At 37.2% G+C, this 22,353-nt stretch carries 13 protein-coding genes; 2 read left to right on the forward strand and 11 right to left on the reverse strand.

Translation table 11 applies throughout. The features are described 5' to 3' along the window. Positions 1-47 precede the first annotated feature (47 nt). A complete protein-coding gene (locus MOK21_RS08345) occupies positions 48-1,433 on the forward strand; it encodes a S41 family peptidase (RefSeq protein WP_249073470.1) in 1,386 nt (461 codons plus the stop codon). Between the two features lie 326 nt (positions 1,434-1,759). Here MOK21_RS08345 and MOK21_RS08350 read toward each other — a convergent pair whose 3' ends face one another. From MOK21_RS08350 to MOK21_RS08370, 5 genes are all read right to left on the reverse strand, one after another. After that, positions 1,760-2,356, reverse strand: coding sequence for a TetR/AcrR family transcriptional regulator (locus MOK21_RS08350; RefSeq protein WP_249073471.1), 597 nt, complete (start codon positions 2,354-2,356; stop codon positions 1,760-1,762). A gap of 724 nt (positions 2,357-3,080) precedes the next feature. After that, a complete protein-coding gene (murJ, locus tag MOK21_RS08355; RefSeq protein WP_249073472.1) occupies positions 3,081-4,619 on the reverse strand; it encodes a murein biosynthesis integral membrane protein MurJ in 1,539 nt (512 codons plus the stop codon). Continuing rightward, the gene (locus tag MOK21_RS08360) at positions 4,616-5,716 is read right to left on the reverse strand and encodes a glycosyltransferase (RefSeq protein ID WP_249073473.1); all 1,101 of its coding nucleotides are present in this window, start codon (positions 5,714-5,716) and stop codon (positions 4,616-4,618) included. Before MOK21_RS08360 ends, murJ begins: the two co-directional genes overlap by 4 nt. Beyond that, entirely contained in the window at positions 5,713-6,858 is a 1,146-nt protein-coding gene (locus MOK21_RS08365; protein ID WP_249073474.1) for a polysaccharide pyruvyl transferase family protein, read from the reverse strand. The genes MOK21_RS08360 and MOK21_RS08365 overlap by 4 nt, the downstream gene beginning before the upstream one ends. Positions 6,859-7,196: 338 nt before the next feature. Further along, the gene (locus MOK21_RS08370) at positions 7,197-9,461 is read right to left on the reverse strand and encodes an S-layer homology domain-containing protein (protein WP_249073475.1); all 2,265 of its coding nucleotides are present in this window, start codon (positions 9,459-9,461) and stop codon (positions 7,197-7,199) included. A 237-nt stretch (positions 9,462-9,698) separates the two neighbouring features. Here MOK21_RS08370 and MOK21_RS08375 point away from each other — a divergent pair, with 237 nt between their 5' ends. Next, positions 9,699-11,654, forward strand: coding sequence for an S-layer homology domain-containing protein (locus MOK21_RS08375; RefSeq protein ID WP_249073476.1), 1,956 nt, complete (start codon positions 9,699-9,701; stop codon positions 11,652-11,654). 249 nt (positions 11,655-11,903) lie between these two features. Here MOK21_RS08375 and MOK21_RS08380 read toward each other — a convergent pair whose 3' ends face one another. From MOK21_RS08380 to MOK21_RS08405, 6 genes are all read right to left on the reverse strand, one after another. Then, positions 11,904-13,187 carry an oligosaccharide repeat unit polymerase family protein gene (locus tag MOK21_RS08380; RefSeq protein WP_249073477.1) on the reverse strand — a complete coding sequence of 428 codons (1,284 nt, stop codon included), beginning with the start codon at positions 13,185-13,187 and terminating at the stop codon, positions 11,904-11,906. Between the two features lie 1,609 nt (positions 13,188-14,796). After that, positions 14,797-16,713, reverse strand: a complete 1,917-nt coding sequence (locus MOK21_RS08385; RefSeq protein WP_249073478.1) for an N-acetylmuramoyl-L-alanine amidase — start codon at positions 16,711-16,713, stop codon at positions 14,797-14,799. Between the two features lie 241 nt (positions 16,714-16,954). Then, positions 16,955-17,200, reverse strand: a complete 246-nt coding sequence (locus tag MOK21_RS08390; RefSeq protein WP_249073479.1) for a hypothetical protein — start codon at positions 17,198-17,200, stop codon at positions 16,955-16,957. A gap of 175 nt (positions 17,201-17,375) precedes the next feature. Beyond that, positions 17,376-19,274, reverse strand: a complete 1,899-nt coding sequence (locus MOK21_RS08395; RefSeq protein WP_249073480.1) for an N-acetylmuramoyl-L-alanine amidase — start codon at positions 19,272-19,274, stop codon at positions 17,376-17,378. Between the two features lie 238 nt (positions 19,275-19,512). Then, a complete protein-coding gene (locus MOK21_RS08400; protein WP_249073481.1) occupies positions 19,513-20,442 on the reverse strand; it encodes a C40 family peptidase in 930 nt (309 codons plus the stop codon). Positions 20,443-21,270: 828 nt separating this feature from the next. Continuing rightward, positions 21,271-22,353, reverse strand: a complete 1,083-nt coding sequence (locus tag MOK21_RS08405; RefSeq protein ID WP_249073482.1) for a CAP and S-layer homology domain-containing protein — start codon at positions 22,351-22,353, stop codon at positions 21,271-21,273.

Raw genomic sequence — 22,353 nt, forward strand, 5'->3', positions numbered from 1 at the left:
ATATGGAAAATCATGTATACTAAAGGAAATTCGAAAAGAGGTGTCCAATGAAAAAAGTATTGTGGTCATTCGTATTTGTTCTAAGCTTTTTCATCATTCCATTTACCAATGCTTCTGCTGCAGGCAATGAACAGCAGCTTGTAAAAGAAATCAAAGGAATTATCGAGGAAAATTATGTAGGAACCATCCATGGCAACTTGCAAAAAGCTAAAACAATTTCTGAAATCATTGATATGCTAGACCCTTATTCTACATATTTTACGAAAAAAGAATTTGAGGATTTTATAAATAGCATCGATCTATCAACAATTGGGATTGGTGTGATCATCGAAGAACATGAAGACGGTATTCATATTTTACAAGTGTTTGAGGACAGCGGCGCATCGGATGCGGGTGTAGTTGCTGGAGACATTATTACTGCCATTAACGGACAATCCGTAGTAGGAACCTCTACACAAGAAGTCTCCTCCCTGTTAATTGGAGATGAAGACACTACAATAGAAGTGACACTCCAGCATGCAGATGGGACAACTTCTACGACAAACGTCATAAGAAAAAAATTCACATTACCGAATGTGGAATCTGAATTATTATTTGGGGATGTCGGATATATTGCTATGTCATCATTCTCAGAAGACGGTGCAAAACTAGTAAAAAATGCGCTTATTCAATTAAAACAGCGTGGCGCAACTTCTTTTATCGTTGATTTACAAAACAATGGCGGCGGCTATGTGACAACAGCTGAGGAGATGGCAGGGCTATTCCCAAAGGCGAAAATAGCTTATTTACTAGAACAAGCACACGCCTCTTACAAAGTACGTGCTGGCATTCAAAATGAAAAATTCCCAGCTGATACTCGTATTCTTGTAAATCGCTATAGTGCTAGCGCCTCTGAAATGTTAGCAGCATCATTACAAGATCAGCAATCTGCTATTTTATATGGAGAAAATACGTATGGAAAAGGCTGTATGCAAGGCTTTTTTGAATTGCAAGATGGTAGCTATTTAAAGCTGACTGTCGGTAATTTTACAGGCCCTTTAGGAAAAACAATTAATGAAGTTGGAGTAAAACCGAACATCCCTACAAAGACTGCTCCTATCTTCCAGGCACATTATGATGCAATAAAAGCACAACATACAAATTATAAAGAACTTGCAAGCTTAAAAAATGTAGCAGCTTCTAAAACCTTTACGGTGAAATTCTCTCAAGCACTCTCTTCACAGATTGCTAATGGTAGTGTACAACTCGTCGCTTTAGGAGGTAACGAGGTACCTATTTCTACAAAAGTTAATGGTCGTTCATTACTTGTTACTCCATTAAAGCCGTTAAACAGTGGGCAAGAGTATATGCTACTTGTTCATCCATCTATTCAAAAAGAAACAGGCAATAAGCTTCAAAAAGGCGCTTATCTTCATATTACGGTTAAGAAATAGCAAAGAGAATGTGGCATTAGTAAGTTTTTGAAGCGTAATTTTAAAATTTCACATGAGAAAAGCGCGAGTGTAAAATTGATTTCTCGCGCTTTTTAAGATTTCAACTGGTTTTTTCCAGCATTTTTTTGAAATTTATAAGGCTCATTACCATTAATTGTGGACGACAACGTATACCATTTATTTAAGTTGATTGGAGTGGAGACTGGGCGACTCCTTGGGGATTTGCGTCACAGATGAGACCCTGCAGCGAAGCGAAGCGGCTCATCGGACGCCCCCAGGAAAGCGCCCAGTCGGAGCGGAAATCAACCACACGTTATGGTTATGAGCTATTTATAATTTGCTTCTCTTACAAAGTATAAATGAACTAAGTCGCTCGCTAACTCGCATGGTAGTTTTTTGTGTTCAAGTAAATTAGTTAGTATTAAACGCTCTAAGGACCCTACAAAACTATCTACAATGATGTCTTGGTCTACACAATATGATTGTATTATATGGGCACAATCATAACGATGTATAAGGTGAGTAAATTGCTGTGTAAGTCGAGATTTAACTGCAAGTGACTGCTCAGATTCAAATAATCCGATTTTTGTTAATTTTGGGTTTTCGATTATGTAAACGAATAACATATGAACTTTTTGCTTTAGCTCTCTAACAAAGCCTTCTAATCCCTTTTCAACTTCTTCTGATTGTTTATTCATAATTTCATCAAATCCACGTTGAAATCGTGTATTCAGATCGTTGTAGAGAGAGTCCTTGCTTTCAAAATATAAATAAAAAGTTGGCTGTGTTACATGAGCAGCTTTTACAATATCACTAATTTTGGTTTCGTGATAACCTTTTTCAGAAAATAACTCTAAAGCTTTTTCAAGTAATAATTGTTTACTTCGTTCACCATTTGAATTAACCTTCCTACCTCTTGCCATACTTCCTCCCTTATCATAATTTGTAGTAGACTTAGTCCTTTATGCATACAGAGCAATGCGATATTATCCATATGTTCATAAAAAATTCCACACTGAATTAATTATGCCTCGGCATAATTGCGTCCGGAATCGGCTTTATGTTTAGGCATGCACGAGGGCCGACAGATGTTTTTTTACGCGAAAGCGTAGTGCTAACGTAGCGACAGCAGCATTATGGTTTTGCGCGAAAGCGTAGTGCTAACGTTGCGACAGCAGCATTATGGTTTTTGCGCGAAAGCGTAGTGCTAACGTAGCGGCAGCAGCATTATGGTTTTTTGCGCGAAAGCGTAGTGCTAACGTAGCGGCAGCAGCATTATGTTGGTCACTCAATCGTGTGTTGTTCCTTTTGCTGCTATGCTTTCTCACAGATAAATTGCCACAGGACGTGGCGTTCTTAAACTGAGTTCCTCTATTTCAACAGCTCTTCGGATACCCACTTAAAAGTAACTTAAATCCGCATTTATCACACCACCTATATAAGTGGAAACTTCTGTAACTGCCGTTTCACTTACGTTACAAAAGATATTTACTGAAAGTAAGTTAAAACTAATTATAATACAGCTCCTTTTTTTTCACTATAAAATATTATAAAAATAACAACTTTTTTGCAGCTAGTAACTTTAGTGTCCATTGAACAAAATAAAAAAGTGGGTATCTAATTCTTGCTTAGATTCCCACTTCACTATTATTTAGAAAACTTCCGTTTTAATTTATTGCCGTATTCTTTAACTTCTTTCACGCCAAATAATAAGTACGAGCCAACAACTACTGCACTAAAAATAACAAGGCTTACAATGAAATTTATATACATGTTGCTAAATACTAAATATTTACTTGAAAAATACAAAACAACTGTGATAATGATCATTGGTGGAACTGCTCTGAAAAATTGAAGCTCTTTGCTGAAGATCCCCATTTTCAGGTCATATTTAAAGCCTGCATAAACAATTAGCATAATAAAGTTTGTTACTGAACTTACAAATGTACCCCAGGCAATTGCCTCTGCTCCACACTTGTCAACAAGTAGCATAATAACAGCAATATTAACAGCAAATACATTGATTATGCTAAAGACAACAGGTGCCATTGAGTCACCCTTTGCATAATAAAAGCGCGTTATATACATGTTTGCGGCTAAAAAATACATCGATAAACAGAAGATTGCCATTACTGGTGTAGTAATTGCAGTTGAAAGTTCATCAAATTCACCTCGTTGATAAACAACCTGTATTAGATTCTCTGAGTAAAAATATGAGTAGATTGTTACAGGATAAAGTAACAACAATAGATAATGTAACCCTTTTGAGTATAAGCTTTTAATGGAAGCATGGTCGTTCTCTCCCTCTTTTTTACTCAAAATCGGGAAGATAACAGTTGTTACTGCTGTAATTAAAATAGCTTGTGGGAATTGCATAAGCCTTGAGGCATAGTTTACAGCAGCTACTGCTCCTTCAGATAACATCCCTGCAAAAACACGCTGTAATAACGCATAAAGTTGAATGGTAGCGCCACCAAGCATAATCGGTAAGATCATTACCCACAATTGCTTTGATGCACTATTACGTTCAAATGAAAAACCAACCTTAAACGAACCCATTTTACGATAGCCGGCAATTAAGAAGTATATCATTATGATCGCACTTGCTAATGCACTAATCCCATATCCAATTGCACCGATACTTTTTATATTAGATAAAACTACAGCAATTAATAAAAACACTGCATTATAAATTAAAATGGCAAAACTAGACAAATGGAATTTATGATTTGCGTTTAGCAATCCACTATACCATGAGGATAATACGAGCAAGATTGACGATGGCATCATCCAATAATATAGATTTTTAGCTAACTCTAAATCACTTTGACTTAATCTGCCCTTCTCAGCTTTAGCTTGATTAAACATGTCCATTATCGGATTCGTGAATGCTAACATGACAATGGTCATAATGGAAACGGTTAACAAAACAATTGTAAAGGACTGTTTAACAAATAGTGCACGGTCCGTTGTTTCCCGATTATAAATCGTGATGACGGCAGTAGTGAATGCACCACCTACGACTAGATATAAAAAATTTGGAATTGTATAAGCTGTGAAAATACTATCAGCAATATGGCTACTACCATATTGAGAACCAATAATCACTTCGCGTAAGAATCCAAAAACACGAGCTACAATATTAATAATCGCAACCGCTCCGATTACTTTTAAAAAATTTTTCATAAGTCATCCCTACCTTCAATGGCCGACTTATAAATCTCAATACAACGAGCTGTTATATTTTTTTCATCGTGAATGGCTAAAACTTTGTCGACCGCTTCACGATTCATATATTGTTCTGTTGGCGTGTTCACGGCACGCAGCATCTCCTCAGATAAAACCATCGCATTTTCGGGCTCCACTAAATGCCCTGCGCCTTCTCCAAGCAACGATACAAGTCCGCCTACATTTGAAGCAATAACAGGTGTATCTGTCGCTAATGCCTCTAATGCCACTAATCCAAATCCTTCTAAATGAGATGGTAATACAAAGACATCACTTGCTTGGAACCACTTTACTAGTTCTTGTTGTTTTAGTGGATCTATAAATTTGACGTCTTCACTGATTAATGGTTGCAAAGATTGGAAAAACGATTGATCTCTTCTAGAACCTACAATATTTAACTCTACAGGACGAGATACTTTTGTTTTTAGCATTTGGAAAGCCTGTAACAGCTCTTCAACGCCTTTTTGTTTAATAACATTTCCTACAAATAAAAATCTGAATGGCTCAGTTGCTAATTGCAATTCTTTGCATATCGCTTCTTGATTTCCTTTTGTGAAAACCTCACGATTCACACCCATACTAACGACAGAGATTTTACCTTTTTCAATGCCAAAATCTTGTTCAATTTGTTGAGCTAAGACAGGACCTACTGCGATAACATGTTCACTTTCACGTAAAATACTCGCTGTCCAATTGCGAATTTTAGCGTTCTTCTTCGCCATGCGCTCAATATCGCCACCATGCGCTGTAACGATAAATGGTATGCCAAACATTTTCTTTAATAGTAGCGACAGCATACCCGATGGAAACACATAATGTGCATGTGTGACATCAATGGACTTTCTGTTTTTTAAGCCTTTCATCAATGTCGATAAACCCCATTTTGTATATTTCATAATGGTGTTTTTCTTGCCTGTTGCCGGATTAGTATTAACAGATATATCTACGTCTAGTCCTGCTTTTTCAAGTGCAGCGACTTGGTTTTTCACAAAAATACCGAATGATAAATGATCAGAAGTTGGATACATATTACTAATTACAAGTATTTTTTTCATAGACGTGTCACTGCCTTTTTCATTAATTCCTGACCACGCATGGCCTCTTTATGAATATGGGTAGCAATTTGTTTCGTCTCCGCGATCGACTGCGCCCAATTGCTACTTAGTTTGCCAACTAATGTGGATAGAGCCTTCTCATCATCCTCTATATCTTGCATTTGTAAGCAACGATCTGATGAGCCCACAAAGGACATAAAATCCTGTACTTTTGTATGATAGGATATCGCAATAATCGGCGTTTCTGAATTTGTGGCCAAAATAAGCGAGTGCAGACGTGTGCCGATAATAATATCCTGCTTCTCCGTTACATCAAGTAATCGCTCCGGCACCAAATTTTCATCGATAATTTCTGTATGTTCACGTTGTTGCATTTTTTTCTGAATATCTTTCGTCACAGTGACGTCCTGCGGGAATTTAGTGGCGAAAAATGTAATTTTGACATTATGCTCAGAAATTACATGATCTAAATTTTTTGCCATGCTTGTAACATACGCATCATATTTTTCAACATTTCCCTCTGGCCAATAGTTTGCATTATAGTACGGAACCGCTGATACACCTATTTTAACTGGTTTATCTGCATAATCATGACGATCCCCTTTTAATGTAAATGCAGGATCACCAATAACTTCTATTGGCTTTTTCACCCCAATACTTTGCAAAAGCTTTTTAGACTGGGGATCACGTACAGAGATATTTGCTGCATAACGACACATTACGCGAATACTAATTTTCCCGGAAAACGTATCTAGCGGTCCAGCGCCACATCCGTAAATAATGTAGGGAACATTACTTTGTTTTGCCATCATTGCATACGCTCCATACAGGTGAGCCTCACGTTTATAAAAATCCATTAAAATACCACCACCACCAATGATGAGGAGGTCAAATGTTGATACATATTGTTTATTGTTATTATAAGTATGGATAAACGTTTTAAATAAGTTACTCTTTCTGTAATACAATGGATAGCTATGTACCCCATAGCGTTCGGATGTTTGTTGTGTATTATTACTAAAAACGGTAATGTCATCACTAGTTACCGAAAATGTTTGTTTTACTTGTTGAAGAATGCCGTATAATATTGATTCATCACCATTATTATCATTGCCGTAATTCCCCACAATGCCTATTTTCATTAAAAAACATCCTTTTACTTTTTAATACTGAGATTATACCACAATTGCACATTTTCGTTCTTTTTAAAAATAGTAAAAAAAGTGAGCTTCAAAAGTCGCTAGTAGATTTGTAACATGATAAAAAATATGCTCATCACCAAGGAGTCACCAAGCCTCCACTTCCAACTTATAGACAAGATTACTTAAAAAAGTAACAATCGAGTATTTTTCTACTTGCAAGAATACAAGCCAACTCGCTCACTTCCATACATTTTTATTTAAAGAGAAAAATAGCAAACTAGGTAACACTACTAGTTTGCTATTTAATAAATACGAAGCCTTTCTTTTAAGGGCGGCTTTTATTTATGGATTGCTCTATAAAGGAATAATCCAAAATGAGCTCGGTTAATTGCTTCATTTGGCTTAAAGGTATTATCACCATAGCCAGTTGTAATTTTATTTGCAGCTAACTGCTGAACATATGTGTATGCCCAATGATTTTTTGATACATCTTTAAAGTTGATACCGCTTGTCCCGTCTAGTTTATAAGCCAATGCTACAACCTTCGCCATTTGTGCACGAGTTAAAGTACCATTCGGATCAAAGGTATTGTTGCCCTTACCACTCATAATACCAGACTCAACGACAGATGCGATTTGTTTATAGTAAACGTGATTCGCTGGAATATCCTTAAAACCTGGATTTTTGACGTTTGATGTATTTAAACCAAGTGCACGACTAATAATAACTGCTGCATGTGCACGTGTAAGTTTGTCATTTGGTCTAAATGTGCCATCTGCTTGACCTGTAATAATTTTATTTTTTGTTAAATACTCAATTTCTTTATAGTATACATAATTACTAGGAATATCTTTAAACAACGCGCCCTTTGCTACAGTTACTGCAGCTTCTGCACGTTTTTTCCCTAAGGTCGCTACTACTTTACCAGTAGCCCCTGGATTTTTAGCTGTAAACTTACCATCACTAGTAATTGTACCGATATTACCTTCTACAGTCCATTTCACCTGTGATGCATTGTAAACTAAAGGTTTGCCACCCTCATCCTTTGCATCCATCGTAAATTTGACAGTTTCGCCTGATCCTACTGTTTTTGACTTTGGTGCAATGTTCATTTCTGCTGGAGCATCTACTACTTTCACTTGGAACGATTGAACAGGTGTACCATCGTGGTTGATGTAAATACGATCATTGCCAGCTGTCGTTGAAGTATAGTTCAAGCCGTTAATTTTTAACGTATTATTCTCAGATTTTAGCGATACACGACCTTCAAGTGGTAGCGGATTATAGTTTTCATCCCAAATATATTGCACTGCTATACTAGACGAAGCACCTGCTAAAAGAGTTGCATGGTTTGTGCTGTGCGTATATTTAATAATTGCGCCTTTGCCGGTCGGGGCCGTACTAACAGCTTGTAATGTTGCGGATACAAGACGTTGCGCATTCCCTGCATTTGATGGTAGGTTCGCTAAAACGACATTATTAGTACCGGGATTTCGAATGCCCATTGTTGTTGAGCCGCCACCATCTAAGTTAATTGCTCGATCGACACCAAGTGACACTAAATAGTTAGCAAGTTGAACCATGTTCATCCCTGCGCTATGTTTCTGACCTCCATCGACGGTAATATAGTGAACTGTTTTTCCGTTATTACTTGTCGCTACAACTGTACGTGGCACAACCGCTTTTGCACGACTGCTAGATGTACTCATCATAATGTAAGGCTTATTATCTTTTACTAAATACGGACCACTAGCTAAGATAAACTTCGCATCCTTCCAAAGCTTATCAATCGAGAAGTTAACACTCAACTCATCTCCAATTGCAATTTTGCTTAACTTACTGTGCCAATCCCCACCTTGTAAAGAAACGACGAAACCAGTTGAAGGAATGGATATTTTCTCCTTCGATCCATAAGGTGTAATTTGCTTAACCTTCCCTGTTAATGTTTGACCAAATTTGTTTTCAGTAATCGGAGCTCCTGTATCTACTACGATTTCGAAACCATATTCATTCGTATTTGTTGTTTTACTATAAAATTGCGGTGTGTAAACAATTCCTTCATATATATTACGTGCACGGTTCATTCCCGACATTTCATAGTTTTTACCTTTATGAGAAAGTGTTACATCAAAATCAAAATAGTCAATGACCCCTCTGCCATCAGGTGCAACCCCGAAAGCTGTAGGAACATTCATATATTCATCGGAGCCGTTTGAAACTGCACCACCGTTTAAAATCACATTATCTTTAGAAAGTAAAAATAATGGGAAACCTACCGACATATCGAAGAAACTTGCATTAATAGCACCAACTACACGATTCCCTTCGCGTGAATGGCGATTAGCGTTTGCGACTGTAGATTCTTTACCATTGACTGTTGCGGGCATACCTAATTGTACTTCTGTCGTTGGCTCATCTACATTAATAGCAATATGATTAATAGAATTTGTTTTGGTACTGCTGTATGTATATTGTTTATACTGCACACCTTTTGATAGTTTATAATCCTTCTTAACCGTTTGTGCTGCATAAGCATTTAACGGACTAACAACCATTGACAATAATACAACTAAAACTAGTAAATTTTTCGCTATTTTTTTCATTTTTTTTGCACTCCAAGGAAATATGGAGCTCTCAACTCTCCCTTCACATGTTTTACTTCTATAAGATTAGCAAAAATATGCCAAAATAGCCATGGAACATTTAAGCTATTTTCCAGTTTTATATTAATTGACACGAAATCTATTTATATAGTCTCATTTTATGATTTTTCTAACATTTGACCTTATCGTTACTCTATAACTTTGGTAAAATGATGTAGAAGTCTAGGAGGGTAAAATATGAAAAAACTATCAATCATTGCTTTGCTCATGACAGTTATCGGCATGCTTCTTTGGCAGCCCCAACTGGCATCTGCCGATGAACTAACAGGGCATTCACATGAACAGGGTCTTCGTTATTTAATTTCCAAAGATGCACTAATAAAAGATGCTAAAGGAAGTTATCGTCCAAATGACAATGTGACACGCGGAGAGTTTGCTTCTTATTTAGCGAAGTCCATGAATCTTCAAACGACAAGCGACATGGTCTTTAAAGATGTTCCAGATACATATGTACATGCAAAAGGTATTAAACTTGCTGCTTCAGCTGGGATTATTACAGGCTACGGAGATGGTTCATTTAAACCTAATGCCGTTATTTCAAGACAACATATGGCGGTTATGCTTGAGAGAGCTATTGATTATTTAAAAATTCCTAAAGGTACTTCTTCTATTACCTTTAAGGATAATGCAGCTATTTATAAAGACTACCGTCAAGCAGTAGCTATAGGTGCACAACTAGGAATCATTCAAGGCTCTAATGGTAATTTTATGCCTGAAAAAAACGCAACGATTGGACAATCATCATCGTTTATTCTACGTTTAATGCAACTTGCTGGTGATCCAGATGCTGGTGAACCAAACGATGGCAATTCAAACAGTGGCGGTTCTAATGATGGTAATACTAGCGGTGGTAATACAACTGGCCCCTCTAAATATGCTGTGAAAGAAATTTCAAACGGTGCATTAGTTGGCAACCAAGGATTCTCTACCTTTGAAGCTGCTGAAAAAGCTATGACAAAAAACACACAGGTTATTGTCCAAAGTGACAAAATTGTAAAAATGTCCTCAGGCATCGTTGTTACAAATAATTATGTAGCCCTTAAATCTGAAACAATTAATGACGCGTTATCTGTTGCAGCAAACACAGAAATGGAATACCTAAGTAGTGATGCAACACAAGTAAAAGTTCGACTAGCAGGTCAGGTCGGCTACTTAAAGCATGCTGATGTTACATTAATCCCATTTTCAATGAGCAAAGGCCGTTCGTACTATTCAAATGAAAATGGCGAAATTAAACACACACTCTACGATTACAAAACAAATAAGTATTCTTCTAGCTATGTTTTCGGAAAAGCACCAGCATTTATGAAGCAGGGCGAAAGATACTATAGCTGGGACGGTATTTATTTCACAAATAGCAGTGGCTCATCTAAAGGTGATGCTTATAACTACTATCAATTTTTACCTGCCCGTGCTCAAACAAAATATACTGCACAAGAAATAGATGCTTATATTATGAAAAAGCTAGCAGAAGTTGAGAGTACAGGAGTCAGCCGTTATAAAGATGCTACAAAGAAAAGTAAGTTAATAGGTTTAGGGAAAACATTGAAAAATGTAGAAGCTAAATCCCAAATTAACGCAATGCTCGTGTTGTCACTTGCACAGCATGAGAGTGCTTATGGTATGAGTGACCATGCACAAGATTTAAATAACCTATTTGGTTTGTACGTGTATGATACAAACCCAGCAAACAAAAAATTTGATAGTGTAATTGACAATGTCAATGAGCTTGTGGATAAATTCCTACAGCCAAACTATATTACACCAGGGGGTTACTTTGCTAATGGTGCAACAATTGGTTCAAAAGCGCTTGGCTTTAATATAAAATACGCTTCTGATCCATTCTGGGGTTCAAAAATTGCCGGACACTATTACCGTGCTGAAAAGGCGTTAGGCTTTAAGGATGCCCGTAACCCATACACAGTCGGTCTAACGACAACAAGCGGCTTAAACGTTCGTACTGGCGCGGCTACTAGCTTTAGCCCACTATTCACATATGCACGAAGCGGTATGCCTGTTATCATCACAAGCTCTGCTACAAACGGCTGGTATGAAGTCCTTTCTGACAAGCTCCATACAAGTACAGCTTTCGTTAGCAAAGACTACGTAAAAGTAATCAATACAGTCAAATAAAAAAGAAGTCGTCCTATCCTATTAGGGCGACTTTTTTTGTTGTTGGGAAGCTATTTAAGGTTCCTTTTCGACTAAGTGCTTTTTCCGGGGGCGTCGGGTTCTGGTCACGTAGACGTTATCACAAGCCCCTCCCCGCTGCGCTCCAGAGTCTCGGCCCAACAGCTTTTTTGGTGAAATAAAAGCGACGGATAATAATACCTAACGAAAAAGAGATGCCTCAAATAATATTTGAGACATCTCTTGTATTGTTTAGTATGAAAGCTTCTTTTTATCTGTTTTAATAATCGCTGACGCAATTATGACAAAGCCAAGCATTAAAATAAAGATTAAATCAAGTAAGCCCGTATGCATAGATACTGTAAATACGGTAATGACAAATGCATAAGCTACTGAGTGGAAGCTACGAATACCACCTTGCTTCACTTTATTATAAATTAATGAAATTAATACACCGTATAAGAAGAAGCCAATTGCTACAAGTAGATAACCGCCATCTAAGAATAATTGACCGATAAATGTAGGTGTTGTTGTTCTATTAGGACGTGTAATATATTTACCTTCTGATTCGCTTAGAGAGTTTACAACCTCTGTTACTCTCATACGTGGCGATACTTGTTCGCCCGGTAAAATGGTATTGAAGACACCAGCATGGATTTCACCTTTAAGGTAGCCTTCCTCTTGTGTATATTCCATAATTTTACTTAAAACAATATGGCCAGTTACGCTCTCACCATTTAATGAACGAATCCATTTTGGTGTTAAATTCACTTGCTGCTCTACTGATAGCAGTTGTTCCTTTTCTGTTTCAGTTAAAGCTACTTCTGGCTGTTCACGGCTATTAAATTCCTTCGTTGTATCCTCTGATACAACACGGAAGAAACCAAACATTGAGAAAGCTACTCCGATAACAAACAGAGCCGTAAGGAACCATGTTAATTTCACACGTTTTACAACGTAATGGAAAATGATAATACCAGTAAATAACATAATGATTAATGGCGTACGGTAACCCATTAATAGGAATAAGAACATTACAGCAGCATACATGGAGCCGTAGATTAATGTTTTTTTCCATGTCATATTTTTTTCTAAAATCATTTTATAAGATATTAGCAGTAAAACGCCATACCATAATAATTGTGCAAAGAAGTTTAGTTTTGGATCAAGGTTACGGCGGTTAGATTCATCAGAAATTCCTAACCCACCACCGGAAATCATCATTAATACGTATGAAACTAAACCTAGTAAAGTTAAAAGTACGATAAAATGAACAACATACTTCCCAAAGAAGGATAAACCAAATGATGGGATTGTCCATTGTAACTTATCAATAATGTAAACACCGATGTAATAGCAGGCTACTGCTAAAAATACCGCTGGCCAAATTGATACACGTAAATTAAATAATTCAAATCGATGGAAATCAAATAGACTTGTAAAGAAATAGAGCACTAATATAAAAGGTAAAAAGAAATACGGCGAAAACGTATCAATTTTGTTGACCTTTGCAAAGGTTTGTTTCAGTTTATTCATAAATGTCATACATCTCAGTAGATGTGATTGCCCTCCTCTATCGCGAATCATAGTTGTTTATTCTTTTTAAGCAAAACAAGTGTTATTATAACATAAATACAGATAGACTTATAATTGATTTTATATAAAATTATGCAATGATTTCTCTTTTTCTCTAAATTACGAGTTTATCCCCAGTCTTCCGAGCCAATCCCCCTACCATTGGTCCCCTTGCACACAATTTTCCCCTCACATCAATCGACAATCTATTTTAGAAAAAATTATACCACAACAATTGTTGAGCTAATCACTATATCCGTTCCGACTAGCGCTTCGCTTTCGCTACAGAAAACATTTGTTGTTTTCGAAGGCGTTTTTAACCGTCGTTCCTCTATTGATCACCAGGAGTCGCCCAGCATCCACTCCAATCTACTTCTATTCAAAGCATACGTCTTAACTAATGTTCCACCCTTTTTTAATGATTTATCGATTATTTAGAGGCACGATACATAAGTAGTGCAAATTTCATGGTTCAATCACACATAATTAAAGAAAAGTACAAAATTAAGGATGTGAATGGTATGAAGAATTATTCATTTCACTACCCGTAGCATGCTCTTTCTCTGGAAGTAGTGAGAAATATGTCAATATTACACACCCTTGTGGAACAGTTAATGACCAACTTGTTTCTGAAAAGGTTAACTATAGCCCGGAACTTAAAGCTTTTTTATCAGCAACAAGAACGTGAAAATGTCAAAATGTACGTTTGAAATGGAGGTGATGCAATTTGTGCCTTTTAGACAGCCTATAATGAATCCGCAAAAACCCCTTGAAGATATTGTGTTAGAGTACTTACTGTTTATCCATAAAACAGGAAATTGACATTGACGTAGCCAATGCTATTGCACGGTATAGGCAGAGTTGTTCAATTCAATAATGAAGCGGATTGGCAGGATAAAATGGTGTAGCCTATTTCACAACGAATGGTGACAAAAATGCACAAATATTTATGAAGCATGCATTAAATTGGGTAGCTACGATAGCTATGTGCCCCACCGTCTGGTAAATTTACTTTCTTCTCCACTGTAGCGATTAAGAACAATGTTAATGTGCCTGCACGTTGTACATTGAAAAGAGAAATTTTAGACTAAAGTTGTTGATACGGGCACTGGCTGATGATTCCGCAACAGGCAATACTGAGTTCAAAGAGATATTAGTACCAATTCGGAAAAATATCAGATTTACTATGCCTGGTAATTTAGCCACTGGAACATACGATACATATATCCTTATAGAGGGCGTGATAATCGCAAAACGATTGCAAAAATTAAAACGTTCACACGCTTAAAAGGTTCCAACAATCGACAATTGTTTCCTATTTATTCATATATCGCTGATAAGCTTGTGAATTCGGCCGATTGATATGCTCGATTCGCCGCTAAACTCATGAATTCCGCCGCAATTATACATAGTTCGCCGCCAAACCTGTGAATTCCGCCGCTAATTATGCATGGTGCGCCGCTAAACCCGTGACTTCCGCCGCTAAATCACTTCTTTACGCTAATAAAATTCACCTTAATACTACAAAAAGAGCTACATCGTCTCTATTGAACGATGTAGCTCTTCATTATTATTGTTTTGAGTAATATTCCAAAATTCCTTTGTAGATGGATTCAGCATATTTCTCAACATATTGATCATCTGTCAGCTTAGCGCGGTCTTCGTTATTTGATAGGAAGCCTAACTCTACTAAAATAGCTGGAATAATCGTGTTGTGAATGACATAATAGTTGTATTTTTTAACACCACGATTATTCATATTTGCGTTATTTATGATTTGATTGTTTACAAATGTCGCTAAATCAATATCTTCCTTAAACATATCACCTGTTGACACTGAATAAAACGTCTCAGTGCCTAGTGCTGAAGTATTCACTGCAGAGTTAACATGGATACTTACAAAGATTTCACCGTAATTAGCATTTGTAAAATCTACACGCCCCTGTAATGAAGGTAACGTATCACCTGTACGTGTCATCTTTACATTTGCACCTGCAGCCTGTAGTTTGTCCTTGACAAGGGTACCGACCTTTAATGTAATGTCTTTTTCGAAAATCGTTTTACCGAAAATGGTTCCATGATCCTTACCACCATGACCCGGATCAATAATGATAATTCGATCTTTTAACGGATTACCCTTTTGATTTAAAAGCTTTAAATAAGATTTATGGACATACCCTTTTTGACCTTGATAGGTAACTTGTGCCCAATAACCGTTAATACTGTTCACTTGAACAAAGTCGCCCTTTTTTAACTTGCTTACTACTGCGGAAGTAGCGTTGGCTTCTTTGCGGATATTTAAATTGTCAACCGTCACTCGACCTAATAGATCACCAGAAACTGTTGATGGTGGAGTTGGTGTTGGTGTTGGTGTTGGATCTGGAGTAGTAGGTTTTTCTACTACAACTTCCTCTGTGCTATTCGCCACAACATAGCCCGGAATACCGTTTACTACAGTTAAATAGTAGCCACTTACTGTCTTATACACTGGTAATTTTGTTTTGCTATTAATGGATGTAATCACCTTTGATGAAGAAGTTGGTTTTACGTAAAGATTTAAATTTTGTTTTGCAGTAACTTGCTTTTGGACATTCCCTAATGCGTTACTATCTGCATCTAAAAACTGTGCATACGTTTTATAAATATAAGCAAAGGCACCTTTATAGGAAACCTTTAACCAGTCTCCCTCAACTGCATAGACTGATAGTTTACCGCCTTTGTTGACAGTGCCAACAATATTAGTAGCAGCTGAAGAATCTTTTGATTTACGAATATTTAAGCCGTCAGTTGTTGCGGAAACTAGGCCAATGACTTGTGATGCATCCGGTACACCTACACCTTTAACTGGTAGCTCTAAACGATATTTTTCTTCTTTGGCACGCGCTACAAATAACGCAAACTGTTTACGTGTCACTTGTTCATTTGGATTATAATTTTGATTGCTTCCCTTTGTAATACCATTATAGTAAATCGTATTCACGAATGTAACGTACGGATGAGTTATACCTACATCTACAAAAGGAGAATCGATATTTTTATACTTACTTGTATCAAGCTTAAACGCGTTTGTTAATACGTAACTCATTTCATCACGAGTTAACGGCTTATTTGGTAAAAATTGCCCATTTATATTTGTTTTAAAAAAGCCTAGCTGTATAGCACGTTCTACATAGCCTGAAAGCTCTGTGCCTGCTTTTACATCCGTGAAGCTTGATCGATTAACAACTAATGGCTTGTTACCTGATGCAACAACCACCATTTTAGCAACTTGTCCACGCGTTACGTTATTATAAGGTTTATAATACGTTTTGCCCTTTTCCGTATATCCTTTAATAACACCTAAATTAACTAAATAATTGATTTCTTCATATGCCTCATCCTTGTTTGGAATATCTACAAAACCACTATTTGCTTGTGCACTATGTATTGTAAACATTGCTGAAACGAATAAGGCGCATAATACAACACTAATTTTTTTAAGATTCAATGTCATATTTCCTCCTTTCTTGTTCTAACATTAATATTAACAAAATTAGACAGGTAAAACTATTAAATACAGGAATTATTAAACTTTTATCATAAATAATAGAATGCTATTATAGGATGTATCTTTCGGCATGTTAACCCAATATCTTTCTACTGGAATCCCCCAAATTAAAAATTTCTGAAAGCCTATATCTAACAAGACTTTCAGGACCTATTATTAATAGAATTTTCAAGATAAGTTATCACATGCTTTTATCCATTTGTTCTTTAATATAGTTGTTGAACTCTTTCGAAGCTACTTCAAGGTTTTCGACATGCGTTCGTCTTTCAGGGTCAGTTACAGCTTTTTGGAATAAAAGAATTTCTTTAGCAATAGCTGTTTCCAATGCTACATATTCATCTTTTTTTACTTGGTCGTATAACAAACTTCTTACCAAGGAGGAATGGTTATCTACAAAAGATACAAATTCATTAAATGCAACAAGCATTTCTTGTCTCTTTTTATCATTTTTTTCGGAAATATAGTTTTTCTCATAGTACTTTCAGCTTGGCATGATGCGTACAGCAATTGTACATACAACGTGATTCAATTGCCTCTTTCTTCCTCATGCTTTTTTAAGTAAAAAAGCTACATTGTTCATTGAACAATGTAGCCCGTTGTTATTATTTTTTTGCGTAGTATTGCGAAATTCCTTTATAGATGGAATCAGCATACATCTCAGCATATTGATCACTTGTCAGTTTAGCGCGGTCTTCACTATTTGATAGGAAGCCTAGCTCAACAAGAATAGCTGGAATAATCGTGTTGCGAATTACGTAATATTGTTGTTCTTTAACACCACGATTTTTCATTTTTACGTTATTAACGATTTGATTATTTACAAATGTCGCAAGATCAATGTCCTCTTGATACATATCACCTGTTGATTTTGCATAATATGTTTCAGTACCTTGTGCAGAAGTATTCGATGCAGAGTTAACATGGATACTTACAAAGATTTCACCGTAATTAGCATTTGTAAAATCTACACGCCCCTGTAATGAAGGGAACGTATCACCTGTACGTGTCATCTTAACGTTTGCACCTGCTGCTTCCAGCTTGTTCTTTACAATCGTACTAACCTTTAATGTAATATTTTTCTCGTAGAAAGAACCATACAATGTACCAACGTCTTTTCCGCCATGTCCTGGGTCAATAATAATGATTCGGTCTTTCAATGGGTTACCACTTTGGTTTAGTAACTTTACGTATGACTTATGGACATACCCTTTTTGACCTTGGTAAGTAACTTGAGCCCAATAGCCGTTAATACTGTTTACTTGAACAGTTTCGCCCTTTTTCAGCTTAGCTAGCACTGTAGAAGTAGAGTTTGCTTCTTTGCGGATATTTAAACTGTCAACCGTCACTCGACCTAATACATCACCAGAGACTGTTGGTGGTGGAGTCGGAGTTGGATCTGGAGTAGAAGGTTTTTCAACGTCCTCCGTACTATTAGCCACGACATAGCCTGGAATACCGTTTACTACAGTTAAATGGTAGCCACTTACTGTCTTATACACTGGTAATTTTGTTTTGCTATTAATTGACGTAATTACCTTTGATGAAGAAGTTGGTTTTACGTAAAGATTTACATTTTGTGTTGCAGTAACTTGTTTTTGGACATTCCCTAATGGGTTACCATCTGCATCTAAAAACTGTGCATATGTTTTATAAATATAAGCAAAGGCACCTTTGTAAGTAACCTTTAACCAGTCACCTTCAACTGCATAAACGGATAGCTTACCGCCTTTATTGACAGTACCTACAATATTAATAGTAGATGAAGAATCTTTAGATTTGCGAATATTTAATCCATCGGTAGTTACAGAAACTAATCCAATGACTTGTGATGTATCCGGTACAACTACACCTTTAACTGGTAGCTCTAAACGATACTTTTCACTTTTGGCACGCGCTACAAATAATGCAAACTGCGCACGTGTCATTTGGCTAGTCGGGTTATATTTTTGACCCGATCCTTGCGCGATACCATTATAGTAAACTGTATTTACGTATGTAACGTACGGATTCGTAATAGCTACGTCTACAAAAGGAGAATCGATATTTTGATATTCACTTGTATCAAGTTTAAACGCTTTAGTTAAAACATAACTCATTTCATCACGAGTTAAAGGCTTGTTCGGATAGAACTGACCTTTAATATTTGTTTTAAAAAGGCCAAGCTGTATAGCACGTTCTACATAGCCTGAAAGCTCTGTTCCGACTTTCACATCCGTGAAGCTTGATTTATTAACAACTAGTGGCTTATTACCTGATGCAATAACGACCATTTTAGCAACTTGTCCACGGGTTACGCTATTATAAGGTTTATAATACGTTTTGCCGTTTTCCGTATATCCTTTAATAACACCTAAACTAACTAAATAATTGATCTCATCATAGGCTTCATGCGTTTTAGGAACATCTACAAATCCGCCACTTGCTTGGGCACTATGTATTGTAAACATAGAAGCTGAAATGAATAAGACACATAATATAAGACTGATTTTTTTGAGGTACATTTGTCTTATTTCCTCCCTTCCTGTTCTCGTGGTTCATTTTAGCAAAATCACACAGACAAAACTATCATACAAATGTAACTATTATACTACTTTTGGGCACCCCTCCTATATTTGGTATTTCATAAAAAGAAGAGAGTCTGCAAGTGCAAACTCTCCTCAATTTATTCATTATTTAAAAGAACTTCCTTGCATGTATTACTCTAACGTAGCCCTTGTCTAAGTAATACGGAATTTGATATTATTGTAATTTTTGTGCGCGTTCAATAAATGCTTGAAGCTGTGAAATTTTTAACATTTCATCATAACCGAAAGTACCATTTCCTTTACCTTCTGTAATATGATTTGACGCTAGAATTGAAACAAATTCATTTGCCCAATGATTTGCAGGAGCATCAGTAAATGTTACAACATTGCCTTGTTGCTTTAATCCGAAGGCCTGTACTAAAACTTTCGAGATTTGAGCACGTGTTATCGGTGAAGATGGATTAAATTTACCACTACCATCACCATCAAAGATACCTAACTTCGATACAGCAGCAATCGCACCAGCATGTTCAAATGTTGGTTTTACGTCTGTAAATTTCGTATTTTTATCGGATGTATCCAAGTTAAGCGCTTTAGCAATTTGCTCTGCCACTTCAGCACGAGAAGCATAAACTGTAAAATCAATCGCAGCTTTCTTTACTTCTTCTTTAACAGCTTCAGCTTGTGTGCTATCAAATGTTGCTACACGTTTAGCACCGATGTAACGAGAACCCCAATAATATGGATCGTTTACATTTGAGTAGCTAACACCTTTACCTGTTTGTGAATGAATCATTTTTCCGTCACCTACGTATATCGATACGTGTGAGACACCTTTACCACTAGTATTGAAGAATAATAAATCTCCAACTTGAAGATCATTCTTAGCTACCGCAGTACCCTGTTGATATTGTGAGCCTGATGTACGGTTTAATTGAATACCTAATTCTCCAAATACTTTTGATGTAAAGCCTGAGCAATCGATTCCTTTAGTAGTCGTACCCCCATAAAGATATGGAACCCCTAAATATTTTGAAGCTGTATCAGTAACATCAGATGCTGTAGCTGCTTCAGCTGTATCTATTTGAGTTGTTGTAAATAACATAAAAGATGCAAAAATCGGTAGTAACCATTTCTTTTTCATATATTCGGTATTCCCCTCTCAGAAACTTTTTTGCCTATAAATAGACTATCACAAAAGATGCTAGTATAACTTTTCAATTGTGTAACGGTTTTGAGAGTACAAAAAAACACTGATATACCAACGTTTCGCGGTTTATCAGCGTTAAAATATGGGTATTACATAATGGATATTCAGGATTTTTGTAACATTCCTGTAATATTCGCTACGCTTTGTCACAATAGATTACAAGAATTAGTGCAGTTTACTTTTTTTCAGCAGAAGTCCCCACCTTTTAGGTGGTGAGATGAATGCGGGTTACACCTGTACCTGTCGCTACGCTGCTTGCGTGGGTATTCAATTGCTATTCGCGGGTATTCGCTCACCTTTCGCGGGTATTCTCACCTTCGCGGGTATTCGCTCACCTTTCGCGGGTATTTGCTTTCCTTCCGCGGGTATTCTCACCTTCGCGGGTATTCGCTCACCTTCCGCGGGTATTTACCTTCCTTCCGCGGGTATTCGCTCACTTTTCGCGGGTATTCGCCTCTCTTCCGCGGGTATTCTCACTTTCGCGGGTATTTGCTTCACTTTCGCGGGTATTCGCTCACCTTTCGCGGGTATTCTCACCTTCGCGGGTATTTGCTTCACTTTCGCGGGTATTCGCCTCTCTTCCGCGGGTATTTACCTCTCTTCCGCGGGTATTTACCTTCCCCCCCGCGGGTATTCTCACACTCCGCGCTGGTATTTACCTTTCCCCCCGCGGGTATGCTCACACTCCGCGCTGGTATTTACCTTCCCTCCCGCGGGTATTCTCACACTCCGCGCAGGTATTTCTTACCCCGCTCGCTTCAGCTATTGACTAGAAAATAATTGCACCCAATAGTAATTTCCATTGCTATCCACGGCAATTGCCACTCCGGTATTTGTGTAATTTTCTCGTAAAATATTTTCACGGTGGGTTGGAGAAGCCATCCATGCTTTAACGGCCGCATCAGGGGATGGGATTTTTCTTCCTATGTTTTCTCCAAAGCTCGTATAAGGATAATCGAATAATGTTGCCATATCCCAGGGCATCCCGTAGTAAGGTGAGTTGTGTTCAAAATAATGTCGATTCACCATATCCTGTGCCTTAATAACGGCAACTTGTGTTAATGCTGCATCATAATTTAGGGGTTGTAGCTTTCTTTTTTGTCGTTCCACGTTAACTAAACGGATGACATCATTAGACATGGTTGGCGAATAATTTTTTGTTGGAATATATGACTTGGATAAATAGTCATAGGCGACCTCGCGATTTGCTACCTTCGTTGAAAAGTCGAGACTTCTTTCAACCAGAGAAGCAAATTGCGCACGTGTTACCAACCGATTTGGTGCAAATTGCTGTGCGTTGATCCCTTTAATAACCCCAACATCTGCAAGTGATTCAATATAGTCTTTTGCCCAATATCCCTGCTTCACGTCGCTAAATTTACTATTATTTTTAGAATCGACTTCAATTTTATAAGCGAGTGTTAGCATTTTGGCAATTTGCGCACGCTGTAAAGGGGCATCAGGGTTGAAGTAATCACCATTTTGCAAAACCCCTAATTTGACCAAGGCGCAAATTTCTTTATAGTTCGGATGTTTGGCTGATAAGTCCTTAAAATTTGGAGAATAATTGTTATCAAGGTTTAGCTGCATGGAACGGGCAATTGCAGTTGCCGCCTCTGCCCTAGTAATCGTTTGTTCTGGTCTAAAGGAGCCATCCTGATAATTTGTCATATAATGCTTTTCTAGCATATGTTCTATTGAGCTTCTTGCCCAATGTGATTGTGATACATCCTTTGCAATACTAGCTGCCAATACTTCTTCAGATGTGTTTGTCAGAGGCACAGCATATGATGTAGTCAGCAAAATACAAGACATGCCAACTACAATAGATACTTTTTTAAACAA

The sequence above is a fragment of the Lysinibacillus sp. BPa_S21 genome (assembly GCF_023337795.1).
GTDB lineage: Bacteria > Bacillota > Bacilli > Bacillales_A > Planococcaceae > Lysinibacillus.